The organism is Demequina sp. B12, assembly GCF_028823635.1.
Taxonomy (GTDB): Bacteria; Actinomycetota; Actinomycetes; order Actinomycetales; family Demequinaceae; genus Demequina.
The window spans coordinates 556,067-567,846 of record NZ_JAPEHU010000001.1 but is presented as its reverse complement, the minus strand read 5'-3'; the positions used below and the strand labels follow the sequence as shown (position 1 = coordinate 567,846).

15 protein-coding genes are annotated in these 11,780 nt (G+C 64.1%); 5 read left to right on the top strand and 10 right to left on the bottom strand.

Translation table 11 applies throughout. The annotated features are described in order from the left end of the window. Nucleotides 1-15: 15 nt before the first annotated feature. On the bottom strand, nt 16-1,092 hold the full coding sequence (locus ON058_RS02795) for a DUF3048 domain-containing protein (protein ID WP_274667505.1): 1,077 nt from the start codon (nt 1,090-1,092) through the stop codon (nt 16-18). 35 nt (nt 1,093-1,127) lie between these two features. Between ON058_RS02795 and ON058_RS02790 the strand changes: the two genes are divergently transcribed. Continuing rightward, nucleotides 1,128-2,153 carry an AMP-binding protein gene (locus ON058_RS02790; protein WP_274667504.1) on the top strand — a complete coding sequence of 342 codons (1,026 nt, stop codon included), beginning with the start codon at nt 1,128-1,130 and terminating at the stop codon, nt 2,151-2,153. Beyond that, complete coding sequence (locus ON058_RS02785; protein ID WP_274667503.1) at nt 2,150-3,034, top strand: 1,4-dihydroxy-2-naphthoate polyprenyltransferase; 885 nt, start codon at nt 2,150-2,152, stop codon at nt 3,032-3,034. The genes ON058_RS02790 and ON058_RS02785 overlap by 4 nt, the downstream gene beginning before the upstream one ends. On the opposite strand, the gene ON058_RS02780 is transcribed toward ON058_RS02785, so the two are convergent. Next, a complete protein-coding gene (locus ON058_RS02780) occupies nt 3,031-3,294 on the bottom strand; it encodes a DUF4229 domain-containing protein (RefSeq protein ID WP_274667502.1) in 264 nt (87 codons plus the stop codon). The two genes, ON058_RS02785 and ON058_RS02780, sit on opposite strands and share 4 nt — an antisense overlap. A gap of 33 nt (nt 3,295-3,327) precedes the next feature. On the opposite strand from ON058_RS02780, the gene ON058_RS02775 reads away from it, so the two are divergent. Beyond that, nucleotides 3,328-3,612, top strand: a complete 285-nt coding sequence (locus tag ON058_RS02775) for a PLD nuclease N-terminal domain-containing protein (RefSeq protein ID WP_274667501.1) — start codon at nt 3,328-3,330, stop codon at nt 3,610-3,612. A 9-nt stretch (nt 3,613-3,621) separates the two neighbouring features. Next, the gene (locus tag ON058_RS02770; protein WP_274667500.1) at nt 3,622-3,897 is read left to right on the top strand and encodes a PLD nuclease N-terminal domain-containing protein; all 276 of its coding nucleotides are present in this window, start codon (nt 3,622-3,624) and stop codon (nt 3,895-3,897) included. Nucleotides 3,898-3,924: 27 nt separating this feature from the next. Here the strand turns inward: ON058_RS02770 and ON058_RS02765 are convergent, their stop codons facing one another. The 8 genes from ON058_RS02765 to ON058_RS02730 all read right to left on the bottom strand — a co-directional run bounded on the left by ON058_RS02765 (nt 3,925) and on the right by ON058_RS02730 (nt 10,858). Continuing rightward, nucleotides 3,925-4,674, bottom strand: a complete 750-nt coding sequence (locus tag ON058_RS02765) for a sugar isomerase domain-containing protein (protein WP_274667499.1) — start codon at nt 4,672-4,674, stop codon at nt 3,925-3,927. Nucleotides 4,675-4,702: 28 nt separating this feature from the next. Then, on the bottom strand, nt 4,703-5,815 hold the full coding sequence (locus ON058_RS02760) for a glycosyltransferase family 4 protein (RefSeq protein WP_274667498.1): 1,113 nt from the start codon (nt 5,813-5,815) through the stop codon (nt 4,703-4,705). A gap of 7 nt (nt 5,816-5,822) precedes the next feature. Beyond that, on the bottom strand, nt 5,823-6,818 hold the full coding sequence (gene ccsB, locus ON058_RS02755) for a c-type cytochrome biogenesis protein CcsB (protein WP_274667497.1): 996 nt from the start codon (nt 6,816-6,818) through the stop codon (nt 5,823-5,825). Next, a complete protein-coding gene (locus tag ON058_RS02750) occupies nt 6,815-8,449 on the bottom strand; it encodes a cytochrome c biogenesis protein ResB (protein WP_274667496.1) in 1,635 nt (544 codons plus the stop codon). The genes ccsB and ON058_RS02750 overlap by 4 nt, the downstream gene beginning before the upstream one ends. Then, on the bottom strand, nt 8,449-9,207 hold the full coding sequence (locus ON058_RS02745; RefSeq protein WP_274667495.1) for a cytochrome c biogenesis CcdA family protein: 759 nt from the start codon (nt 9,205-9,207) through the stop codon (nt 8,449-8,451). The genes ON058_RS02750 and ON058_RS02745 overlap by 1 nt, the downstream gene beginning before the upstream one ends. Further along, nucleotides 9,204-9,764, bottom strand: coding sequence for a TlpA disulfide reductase family protein (locus tag ON058_RS02740; protein WP_274667494.1), 561 nt, complete (start codon nt 9,762-9,764; stop codon nt 9,204-9,206). Before ON058_RS02740 ends, ON058_RS02745 begins: the two co-directional genes overlap by 4 nt. Continuing rightward, complete coding sequence (locus tag ON058_RS02735; RefSeq protein WP_274667493.1) at nt 9,761-10,381, bottom strand: histidine phosphatase family protein; 621 nt, start codon at nt 10,379-10,381, stop codon at nt 9,761-9,763. Before ON058_RS02735 ends, ON058_RS02740 begins: the two co-directional genes overlap by 4 nt. A 231-nt stretch (nt 10,382-10,612) precedes the next feature. Continuing rightward, complete coding sequence (locus ON058_RS02730; protein ID WP_274667492.1) at nt 10,613-10,858, bottom strand: glutaredoxin family protein; 246 nt, start codon at nt 10,856-10,858, stop codon at nt 10,613-10,615. A gap of 53 nt (nt 10,859-10,911) precedes the next feature. Here ON058_RS02730 and ON058_RS02725 point away from each other — a divergent pair, with 53 nt between their 5' ends. After that, complete coding sequence (locus ON058_RS02725; RefSeq protein WP_274667491.1) at nt 10,912-11,766, top strand: HAD family phosphatase; 855 nt, start codon at nt 10,912-10,914, stop codon at nt 11,764-11,766. Nucleotides 11,767-11,780: the final 14 nt, after the last annotated feature.

Below are 11,780 nucleotides of genomic sequence, written 5' to 3'. Positions count from 1 at the left end.
GAAGGGGGCTGCGGGTTAGGAAATGTTGACCGTGGGGTTGTCGGACACTCCGGACTGCGGCACCAGCTCCACCCAGGTCTTACCGGGGATGAGCTGCACCACTTCGCCGTCGGTGTTCTTCAACACGTAGGGATCAAACTGTCCGGCCTTGGACCAAGTGATCTCCTGGTACGCGTCGCCGACCACAGCGAATCCGGTGCCGTCACGTCCTGCAAGCATGGTTTCCGGAACAGATGATCCTCCGCTGCGGCCCGTGTACTCGACGTCGACGCGCAGCACGATCACGTTGTCGGCGTACAGCTGGGTGCCGTCGTCCTGGACGTGGGGCGAGCCGCCCTCGGAACGCTGCCACACCTCACCGTCGAAGTCCCATGACGGGTTGGAGTACTGCGACATGTGGATGTCGATCGCGGAGGCCGTGGTGCCGCCGGTGACGACGTTGGACTCTTCGGCGGGGTAGGCGTACTCGAACTGCTGCGGTGGGGTGGTGGCGTCAGTCTGAGCGAAGAAGTCCTCTGGCGTGCCATAGAGGTTGTGCGGTGCCGCACGGTTGGAGGTGCGGTAGAAGCCGTAGCCGCCGGTGTCTTGAGCGATCATCTCCTGGCCGGTGGATGCCGTCTGGTTGATGAACCGTCCCTGGGCACCGGAGAAGATCAGCGGTCCTTCAAACGAACCCATGATGTTCTTGTCCATGGGACGCATGGAGCGGATGGGCCCCAGGGTTTCGGGAACGTCCGAGTGGTACACGGCCACCAGGCGGGAGATGCCGGACTCCACGTACTCCTCGAACACGACGTCCGCGTTGACGAGGTTCTGCTGTGGGCGGGCGGCCGCAGAGTTCTCGATCTTGATGGACAGCGCGGGACGGGCCAGCAGGTCCTCGTTGGCCTCGGTGGCGTCCACACCCGTCAGCGGCCAGATCACTTCTGGTTGGGGGTCTGCGGGCGGCGAAGGGACAACGGTGCGTTCCACTGCGGACGCTGAGGGCGATGCCGTGGTGGCCGTGCCTTCCGCAACATTGGACGAGCAGGCGGTCAGGAGCAACGCTGCGGCAGCGAAGGCTGTCAGCGGGACGACGCGACGGGTCTTCATGGCCGCCATTCTAGGGGCCGCTTACGCTTGTCCACATGACGTACGCCCGGATTGCCCGAGATGCGCCCGCCGCCATTCACGCTGTGGTCCATGGACAGGCTGCTGGCATTGCTGCCCGTACCTCCGGTTCTACTGGTGAGCCGCGTGAAGTGTTGTTGAGTGCGGAGGCCGTCCGGGCATCGGCCCGTGCCACGTTGAACCGGCTGGGTGGGCCTGCGCATTGGTTGCTTGCTGTGCCTCAGGACAGGATCGCGGGTGCGATGGTGTTGGCGCGTGCGGAGATGGCGGATGCCCACGTGACGCGCATGCCGGCCGGCCCGTTCACGGCGCAGGGCTTCGCGCAGGCCGTGGCATCGATGCCTGCTGGCCGGCGGTATGTGTCCTTGGTGCCTACGCAGGTCCGCAGGCTCTTGGCCGATGCGGCGGGGGCTAGCGCGCTCGCAAGTTTCGACGCGGTTCTCGTGGGAGGTGCCGCGCCCGGAATGGAGTTGCCCGCCAACGCTGTGGAGACGTACGGCATGACGGAAACGTGCGGCGGTTGTGTGTATGACGGGGTGCCGCTGCCGGGGGTGAACGTGCGGGTGAGGGACGATGCCCGGATCGCCTTGGCAGGCCCGGTCCTGGCGGACGGCTATGAGGATGGGGACAACTCAGCTTTTGAGGTGAGGCATGGCCGGCGCTGGTTCGTGACTGGCGACCTGGGCGACTGGGATGGACGGTTGGACGTTCACGGGCGGGCCGACGACGTGATCATTACCGGTGGCCACAACGTGCATCCCGCGACTGTGGAGCGTGCCCTGCTGGCCTTACCAGGGGTGAAGGACGCCATCGTGGTGGGAGTTCCTGATCCGGAATGGGGAGAGCGGGTCGCTGCGGTGGTGGCGTGCGTTCCCCCTGCTCCTACGGTGACGCACATTCGGGAGTCGGTGGACCTGCCCAGGCATGCGCTGCCGCGCCTCATTGTCCCCATGGATTCCGTGCCTCGTACTGAGGCTGGCAAAATCGATCGCAGTGCCGCGCGCCAGATCGCCGCAGCAGCAGACCCCAAGGAGCCCGCATGACGACCACCCAAGACTGGATCGACGGAGCCCGTCCCCGCACCCTGTGGACGTCGATCTCTGCCGTGGCGGTCGGTAGCGGTGCTGCCGCTGCGGTCGACGGTTTTGCGTTCATCCCAGCGTTGCTTGCTCTGGGCGTTGCCGTGGCACTCCAAGTGGCCTCGAACTACGGCAACGACTACTCGGACGGTATCCGTGGCACTGACATGGACCGCATTGGCCCGGACCGTCTGGTCGCCACGGGCCGCGCCACTCCCACGGCGGTGAAGCGTGCTGCGTTCGTGTCGTTTGGGGTGGCTGGCGTGTTGGGTCTGACCCTGGTCGCGATCACCGGAACGTGGTGGCTGCTGCTCGTGGGTGCGGTCGCGATTGTTGCGGCCTGGACGTACACCGGCACTACGCGGCCCTATGGGTATGCCGGCTGGGGTGAAGTCAGCGTCTTCATTTTCTTTGGTCCCGTGGCTGTGCTGGGCACCATGCTCACCCAGACTGCATTCTCAGGCGACGCCTCCATCACGTGGTGGGCCGTGATCGCCTCGACCGGTGTGGGCCTGTACGCCGTGGCACTGCTCCTGGTGAACAACATCCGCGACGCTGACACGGATGCCGTCACCGGCAAACTCACCCTGGCCGTGAAGTGGGGCGTGCCCCGGGCACGCCGGCTCTTTGTGGCATCGGTCCTGCTGCCTGTGGTGTGTGCCGTGGTGGTCGCGTTCGCACACCCGTGGGCACTCATTGCGACCGTGGTGGCACTACCCAGCCTGCTGATCGCGGGCGGCATGCGGATTGGCGCAGAGAAAGTGTCGATGAAGGTGATCTTCAGCGCGATCTCTGGCGTGGGACTCGCCTATGGGCTGCTGCTGGGAGTGGCGCTCGCGCTTTAGCGCTTGTCCTGCCCGTCGCCGATCTCCGCGTCCTCTTCCGCATCAAGTGTGCGGATCCCCCGCTGCGAGCGGTCAATGACGCCTTCCATCTGCTGCCCGGCCTGACGGCGCAAACCATCCAAGGCCAGGTAAGAAATCATCCAGGCGATGAAAAACGCGGCAATCACAGAGATGATGTCGAACCAGCCGACCAGGTACAGCACACCCACCACGGCAAAGAAAATACCCGTGCGTGCAGCCCAATAGGCAAGAATCCTCATGCGTATAAGGGTACGTGGGGCTACAGTGTGCCTGTGCGCGCGCTTCCGTTCATCCTGTACGTAGTGATTACTGCCTACTGTGTCGCGGACGCAGTGCAGCATCCCGAGCCCTCACCCCACGGTGTCCCCAAGTGGGCGTGGATTGTGATCATCCTGCTATTCCCGTACATCGGCGCACTAGTGTGGATCATTCTGAAGTTCACCCGCGGCACTGGCCGTAGCCGCCCCCAGCCCCGCCCCATGGCACCGGACGACGACCCCCAGTACCTCATTTGGCTCAACGAGCAGGAGCGCCGCCGCAAGCTGGGCAACGACTAGAATGAGTTGATGCGTTACCTCCTGCTGTTTGGTCTGTACATCGTGCTCGCGGCCTATGCGGTCACGGACGTCCTCAACCGCGGCAAGCAGGAGTACTTTGGCCTCCACCGGACGGCCTGGATCGCGATCATCATCTTGGCCCCCTACTTGGGTGCGCTGATCTGGATTGGGTTGCAGATGCGCGGCCGCGGCGGCACCTCCGAACCCCGCCAGAAGGCCCCGGACGACGACCCCGACTACCTGCGGTGGCTACGCCAACAGGAACGTCGCAAAAACGACGACTAGGCCTCCCGCCTGCAACAACTCCGCGGGCTAAGACGCGTTTGCGGCGTCACCAATCGCGAGCGCGCTCGACACCCACAGGTCCGGGGTCCAGCCGCGGGACGCCGCCCGCTCAATGGCTTCTGCCACGACCGCGTTCACCAACGCCGCCCCCACCACGGTCGAGGTGGGCCCCACACGAGTGCCAGCGACTTCCACCGGCACCGCGGCATCGCCTACGACGCCGTGGTTGTCGAGCACAATGTCAGCGACTTCGTGGAGTTTGGGGTGGGGCGTGGGACGTGCTGCGGGCGAGGTGGCGTGGCCCACAGACGTCACCGCAATCGTGGTGAGACCGCGCTTGCGTGCCTCCTGAACCGCTTCCACGGACACCGCGTTGCCGCCTGAGTTCGACGCGACGATCAGCACGTCGCCCGCCTCCACGCCGTGGTCATCGAGCAGTTTCTCCGCAAGCCCGGAGATCCGTTCTAACTGGGTGGCGAGCCGGTTGGAACCATGCAGCATGAGACCTTCAAAAAACAATGGCCGCACCGCTTTGAGCCCACCCGCGCGGTAGAAGACCTCTTCGCTGATGATGGTGGAGTGGCCGGAGCCAAACGCGTGCAACGTTCCGCCCTGAAGGAGGGCCGATGCGATGGCTTCCGCCGCCGCGGACATGGCAGCAGACTCTGCAACGGCGGCCTCCTCCAGCATGGAGGTCACGGCAGCCAGATAGCGCGCACCCGCGCCTTCCGGGTTCAGCGGGCTAGCGGATACGGCGTCGGCGGAGGTGTCAGGCATACGTCCACTCTACGGACACGCCGGCGCGCTAAGCGCCGTAAAGGTCCAGGATTTGTGCGCCCACGGTCTGCACGTCAAAGCGTTGCACCCGCTCGGCTTGTTCCGCGTGGAGTTCCGCGCGCAGAGCATCGTCCTCAATGAGCCGGGTCAGCGCCGCCGCGAATGCTGCAGTGTCCGTGGCGTCAACGGACACCTCCGGCCGGTCGCCAAGCACCGACAGATACCCCGGGTTCGCCCCGCCAAACACTACGCCCGCCCCGGAGGCCATCGCCTCAATAAGCACAATGCCAAAGCTCTCGCCACCGGTAGCCGGGAACACGGCAAGGTCTGCGCTGGCGTAATAGCCAGGCTTGTCCTCTTCCGACACAAACCCGTCAAGGTGCACCACGTTCTCTAGCCCCGCGTGGGCGACGGCTGTGGTGAGGAGGTCCAGCATCGGCCCTTTACCGCCGATGCGCACCTCAAGCCGGTCCCGCACCTCAGGGGGCAACGTGGCCAGGGCCGCGATCAGTTCCGCAGCACCCTTACGTTCCACGAGCCTGCCCAAGAAGACGATGCGCACACGGTCACCGTCCCGCGGCGCCGCCTCAGCGCCCGCAAACGCGGACGTATCGATAGAGCAGGGAATCACCTGCGCCTCAATGCCGAAGGCACGGCGCGCAAACTCCACCGCCGGCGGCGACACCGCGCAGAACGCATCAAACCGCGCCAAGTTGCGGCGCTGAATACGGCCCAACAGTCGCGTCCCATACTCGGAAACACGGCCGTCAGGAAGGATGTGGAACGTGCCCACGATCCGGACCGTGCGGCCCTGAACCGCACGCGCCTCATCCACGACTCGGGACGCAAACAGCGGCGAATGCGGGATCTGCACGTGGATCACGTCATAACGCTGCTCATCAAGGAACGCACGCAAATCCTTGCGAGACGTCGGCAACGGAATCCGCAAACCATTGCCGTTAAACGTCACCCCCACATTGCGCGCCAACGAATGCACCGTCACGTCCGTCCGGGTGGCCTCCGAGCACACATAGTGCACCTCATGGCCCGCACGCTCCATGAACGCCCCCAGAGTCAACACATACTGTTGAACCCCGTCCGGCCGGTCAATGGAATCGTCCAGAACGAACGCAATCTTCATACGTGAATCAGACCCCCGCATAGCTGTGCAGCCCCTGGAACACCAGGTTGACCACAGTGAAGTTCATGATGAGTGCCACAAAACCGATCAAAGCCAAGTAGGCGCTACGCCGTCCAGCCCACCCCTGCGTGGTGCGGGCGTGCAAGTAGGCAGCGTAAATCACCCAAATGACAAAGGACCACACTTCCTTGGGGTCCCAACCCCAATAGCGGCCCCACGCGTGCTCCGCCCACACGGCGCCCGCCATCACAGTGAAGGTCCACAACACAAAACCCACAGCATGTAGGCGGAACGCAAGCGCCTCCAACTTGGCGGGCGTGGGCACCGCTTCCAGCCACGTCCACTTCTGCAAGAACGCGCTACCCGAGTCGCGGTAATCGCGCCACAACTGCAGCACCGTCGCGACCGCACCCACTACAAAAATGCCCGTCGCGATAATTGCGATCGACACGTGAATGACCAGCCAGAAACTCTGCAACGCAGGCTGCAAACCCGTCGACTGCGCGTACAGCACCGTCATACCCAAACCCAGGGCGATCGTGCCAAAACCAGTAACACCAGGCGCCAAGTACGACACGTCACGCTTGCGTTGCACGATCAGGAACACCACCACCGCAACCCACGTGCCAGTGATCGTGTACTCGTACATCGTGGACCACGGGACATGCCCGGACTCAAACCCGCGCGCAATGACACCCACACCGTTCAGCACCGCACCCACAAGAGTCGTCGACGCAGCAATGCCCGAGGCCTTACTCCGCACCCGCACAGCACTGGACGCGCCAGCCGTGCCCGACGCACTACCGGCGGCGCTATCCCCGGTGAGGCCCTGTGCGCCACTCACATCAGCATCGGCGCTACTCGTGGCCGTGGCGGCCAGCGCCTTCGCCTGGGTCTTGGCATCTGCCACGCGCGCCAGATGAATCGATGACGCGACCATCGCGATCGCATACAACGCTGTGGCACCCCACAACGCAAGCCAGCTCAGTTCCTGGGCGGTCATGAGTCCTCCGGGGGTGTCTTGACCAAGATGAGAGTTCCGGTTGCCTGTGCCACGAGAGCCTCAAGGTCCTCATGCACGGCAGTGTCATGCGCGGGAGCCCACGCGGCAGCGGTGACCACTGTAGTCTTCCGGCCCGCAGGCGGCGCCACCGCCGCCACCAGCCACAAGCGCCGGCGCGAACCAAACAAGCTCATCGCCAAACCCACCAGCGCGCCAATAGACGCCACCAACAGCCACGGCAACGTAGGGTCACGGCGCAGATCGAACGCCGCAAACCGCGGCATCTCCTCCCACGTCACCGTGCCCAAGCCATCCGGCAACGAGATGGTCTCCCCCAGTTCCATCCGCACCAACAACGGATTGCCGTCATCGCCACGAACCGGACTCAGCTGCGACTCATCGAGCTGGTACACGTTCTGCGGCACCCCCGCATCAAGGCCCAAATCACCGGTGTAGGCCTGCAGATAGATCACCGGGTTACCCGGCGCCGGGTGCAACGACACTGGGCCCGCCTCCGAGGATCCCTCCGTGGGCAACAAAGTCGCCTTGAAACCCAACTGCTCGCCACTGGTGACATCCGGAACCTTGATCACGCCGGTCGACGTATACACGCTGTCCTGCGGCAAGAACGGCACCGCCCCCTGGAACGCCACATTGCCGTCACCATCAGCGACCGTGAACCGCGGCGCATACCCATTGCCCTGCAAGTAGATCTTGGCGCCATCCACCTGGATAGGCCGGTTCACCTGAGCCTCCACAGTCCGCGGCTCCTGCCCCGGCTCCGTCAACACCGCATGCGCGGTGAACTCCAGCGGATTCCCATCCAGCCCAAACTCCGCCTCAAAGCTCTCCAGCGTCAACGTCCACGGATCCAAATCGTCCTCGCTGAACAACGCCCCCGACTCATACGAGTCATACGCCACCACAGCATTCGTGAACGTGTCCCCCTCCACAATCAGCGCCTGCCCCCGATACGTCAGCAACGACCCCGCAGCAACCGCCAACAGAATCCCAATGAGCGACAAATGGAACACCAGATTGCCCAACTCACGCACATGCCCCTTGTGTGCGGACAACGCCAGCTCACGGCCAGCATCGGGCGCCTTACGCTCCCGCTCATCGACGCGCACACGGTAATGCGTCAACCACCGGAACGGCCCCGAGCCCTCAAGCTCCCGGCGCGCCGCGTCCACCACGGACTCAGCGCTGGAGTCCGCCTCAACCTCCACCGGCTCGTAACGGTCCAACCGGCTAGGCGCCGCCGGAACCGGCTCACGCAACTCACGCCAATACACGCCCACCCGGGGCACAATGCAGCCAATCAGCGACGCAAACAGCAACAGATAGATCGCCGTAAACCAGGCGGACCCAAACACATCAAGGAAGCCAGTCGCATCCAACAACGGACCCCAGAACGGGTTCGCATCAATAAACGCCTGCGTATCCCCCGCATTCTGCGGCCACTGCGGCAACACCGACCCCGGAATCGACGCCAACGCCAACAGAATCAGCAAAATCACGGCCACACGCATCGACGTCACCTGACGCCACATCCACCGCAACCACCCGCGCACCCCCAAACGCGGCACATCGCGGTACGCATAGTTGTCGAGCTTCAGCCGGGCACTCATCAGATCGCCACCCAGAACGAATCAATCCAACCCTGCATCTGACCCGTCAACGTCCCCCACAGGCCAGTCACCAACATCACACCCAAAATCACCAGCATCGAGCCGCCGAAGATCTGCAAACCACGACGATGCTTGCGCAACCACTTCAGCATCTTGCCCGAGCGCTCGAACCACAACGCAATCCCCAAAAACGGCAAACCCAACCCCAGGCAGTACGCCACCCCCAACAACGCCCCGCGGCCCACCGACCCCTCAGTCAAACCCAGCGCAATCACCGCGGACAACGTAGGGCCGATGCACGGCGCCCAGCCAAGCCCAAACACCACACCCAGCAACGGCGCACCAGCAAGGCCCGCCTTGGGATTGATGTGGAGACGGCGCTCATTTTGCAAGAACGGCATGGCACCCATGAACGCCAAACCCATCAAAATGACCAGCACACCCAACACGCGCGTAATGATGTCCAGCCGAGTTTGGAACGCAGCACCCGCAGCGGACACCACAATCGCCAGCAACACAAACACCGCAGAAAAACCCAACACAAACAACAGCACGCCCAACACCAGGCGCGGCCGCGACTTCTTACCCCCAGCATCGGCCCCCGCCATGCCTGACACGTACCCCAGGTATCCGGGAACGAGCGGCACCACACACGGCGACGCAAAGCTCACCAACCCCGCCAACATCGCGATCGGGATAGCAAGCAACAACGAGCCCGTCAGGACCGTCTCAGAGAAAGACACCGCAGCAAGGTTCACGAACGGGCACCCTCAACCAACGCCTCAAGCGTGGACGGCTCCACCCGGCCCACCGCGCGTGCCGCAACACGGCCCTCCGGGTCCAAGATCAGCGTGGTCGGCACCGCATTGATCGACACCAAACCCTGCATATGTGCAATGGCCTGGCCGTCAGCGTCATCGATGCTCGGGTACTCCACCTCAAAGGTGCGTTCAAACGCCTGCGCCGTCGCCGCATCGTCCCGACTGTTCACACCAATGAGCTGGACATCCTCCATCGCATCAAGCGCCACCAAGTCCGGTGCCTCCGCACGGCACGGCGGGCACGACGCGTACCAGGTGTTCACCAACACCACCTGGCCGCGATACTCCGCAACATCCACCGTGTTGCCCTCAAAGTCTGTGCCCGTCAACTCCAACGGCTCGCTACGACTGTCCTCAGCCCACTCCGTCACCGTGCCATCACCACTGACGTAACCAGGCGAGTTCGCCACCTCACCCGGAGCACACGCAGCCAACCACAACACCGCCGCGATCACCACCGCGGCAAGAATCACCAGCCGCGCATGTCGCCTCACGTGGGCACCTCGATATGGGCCGCCGGCTCCGCATACGACATCGCCACCGGCTCACCATCCTCGATCGTGAACGAGGTCAGGCTCGCCAACGCACACTGGCGCGAACGCGGGTCATGCAGCATGGACCGGTTCTCAAAATCGCAGCGCGTCACCCAGATCGGCAACTGGTGACTCACCATCACCGTGTCCGAATCCGGGTTCGCCTCCGCCGCATCCCTCACCGCAGCCCACATGCGGGCGCGCTGCTCCTTGTACGGCTCGCCCCATGACGGCGTCCACGGGTTACGCAACTTCCACCAGTCGCGCGGGTTCATGAAGTCGCGAGCGCCCCTGGTGAGGACGCGGCCAGCAAAGTCGTTGCCCGCCTCAATCAGGCGTTCATCCGTGTGGATCTCCAGACCAAACGCCTCCGCCGTGGGCGCCGCAGTCTGCTGCGCACGCAACAACGGCGACGCCACCACCCGGCCCACGTTCACCTCGCGTGCCTGCAAATCCTCGGCAACAGCGCGCGCCATCGCCTGACCGGTGTCAGACAGCCGGAACTGAGGCAAACGGCCATACAGAATCTTGTCCGGGTTGTGAACATGGCCGTGGCGAAGCAAATGAACGACAGGCATGGCCACTATTGTCGCTCACGCGCGCGGGACCTAGGTCACGCCGGCCAGGTGGCTGTCTGCGGCTGTCCCGGGCAGCCCCCGCTCAGTCGGTTTAACACAGACCTGTGACTGCTGCGCCTGATGAGGCACGTGCGACAGTCACTGGGTTCACACCGGCCCCAGGAGCAACAGGGTTGTGCCAAACCGACGGAGAACCGCTGCTGGGTACAGCACAGCCGGGCCGATGCGCGCTCAACGCTTGCGCTTCAACTCCCGGTCCAGGCGGGCCGGGTCCACACGCCAGAAGCCGTGCACCTCACCATCAATGAGGACCACTGGAATCTGTTCGCCATATTCGGAGGTCAGTGCGGCATCGGCCGAAATGTCCACCTCTTCCCACGCCACCTTGCGCTTGGCACACACGGCGGCCACGACCTCCCGCGCTTCATCGCACAAGTGGCATCCGGGACGTGAATACATGGTGACGCGAGCGGACATGTTTCACAGGATAGGGCGGACCTGAGCTCTGGCCTCGCTAGAGTGAGACGGTGATGTCCGACCGTCCCCAGACCAACGCCACCGTGGCTGCGTTCTTTGATGTCGACAACACGGTCATTCGTGGCGCATCCGCGTATCACATTGCGCGCGGGCTTCAACAGCACGGGTTCTTCCGCAAGCGCGACGTGTTCCGATTCTTCTGGGAACAGTTGAAGTACACCGTGATGGGTGAGAACCGCGAGCAGATCGAAGGGCTGCGGGATGAGGGCCTGTCGATCATCAAAGGCTGGTCCGTGGCGGAAATGATCGCGGTGGGCGAAGAGGTGTACGACGAGATCCTCGCGCTGCGCATCTTCCCTGGCACTCGCGCACTCATCGACGAACACTTGGCTGCAGGCCGCGAAGTGTGGTTCGTGACCACCACTCCGCAAGAGGTGGGCTCCGTGATCGCGCAGCGGCTGGGCGCCACCGGCGCTTTGGGTAGCCGCGCCGAACACGTCGACGGCCACTACACCGGCAGGCTCGACGGCCAGCTCCTCCACCGCGAAGCGAAAGCTATCGCGGTCGCAGCGCTCGCACAGGAACGCGGACTGGACCTGAGCAACAGCTACGCATACGGCGACTCCATCAATGACGGGCCGATGCTCGAGTCAGTGGGCAACCCGTGTGCCATTAACCCTGACAACAAGTTGCGGCGCCGGGCCGCCGAGCGTGGTTGGGAAGTCAAGGAGTTCCGCAAGCGCCGCAAGAACGGACGCCGCGGGATCGTTCGGGCGTCCGCGGCGGGGGCCGTGTGGGCGACCGTTGCGGTGGCGCGGGGCGTGAAGAGCGCAGGGAAGGCGACCGTGAACCGGGTGACGCGCCGGCCTATCGCCGTGAAGGACGACGAACGGTCGCACGGGCTGTAAAACCACACTTGCCG

Excerpts from the sequence above, each read along its gene's own strand:
- ON058_RS02795 (WP_274667505.1), bottom strand. The coding sequence starts at position 1,092 with ATGAAGACCCGTCGCGTCGTCCCGCTGACAGCCTTCGCTGCCGCAGCG.
- ON058_RS02790 (WP_274667504.1), top strand. The coding sequence starts at position 1,128 with ATGACGTACGCCCGGATTGCCCGAGATGCGCCCGCCGCCATTCACGCT.
- ON058_RS02785 (WP_274667503.1), top strand. The coding sequence starts at position 2,150 with ATGACGACCACCCAAGACTGGATCGACGGAGCCCGTCCCCGCACCCTG.
- ON058_RS02780 (WP_274667502.1), bottom strand. The coding sequence starts at position 3,294 with ATGAGGATTCTTGCCTATTGGGCTGCACGCACGGGTATTTTCTTTGCC.
- ON058_RS02770 (WP_274667500.1), top strand. The coding sequence starts at position 3,622 with ATGCGTTACCTCCTGCTGTTTGGTCTGTACATCGTGCTCGCGGCCTAT.
- ON058_RS02765 (WP_274667499.1), bottom strand. The coding sequence starts at position 4,674 with ATGCCTGACACCTCCGCCGACGCCGTATCCGCTAGCCCGCTGAACCCG.
- ON058_RS02760 (WP_274667498.1), bottom strand. The coding sequence starts at position 5,815 with ATGAAGATTGCGTTCGTTCTGGACGATTCCATTGACCGGCCGGACGGG.
- ccsB (WP_274667497.1), bottom strand. The coding sequence starts at position 6,818 with ATGACCGCCCAGGAACTGAGCTGGCTTGCGTTGTGGGGTGCCACAGCG.
- ON058_RS02750 (WP_274667496.1), bottom strand. The coding sequence starts at position 8,449 with ATGAGTGCCCGGCTGAAGCTCGACAACTATGCGTACCGCGATGTGCCG.
- ON058_RS02735 (WP_274667493.1), bottom strand. The coding sequence starts at position 10,381 with ATGCCTGTCGTTCATTTGCTTCGCCACGGCCATGTTCACAACCCGGAC.
- ON058_RS02730 (WP_274667492.1), bottom strand. The coding sequence starts at position 10,858 with ATGTCCGCTCGCGTCACCATGTATTCACGTCCCGGATGCCACTTGTGC.
- ON058_RS02725 (WP_274667491.1), top strand. The coding sequence starts at position 10,912 with ATGTCCGACCGTCCCCAGACCAACGCCACCGTGGCTGCGTTCTTTGAT.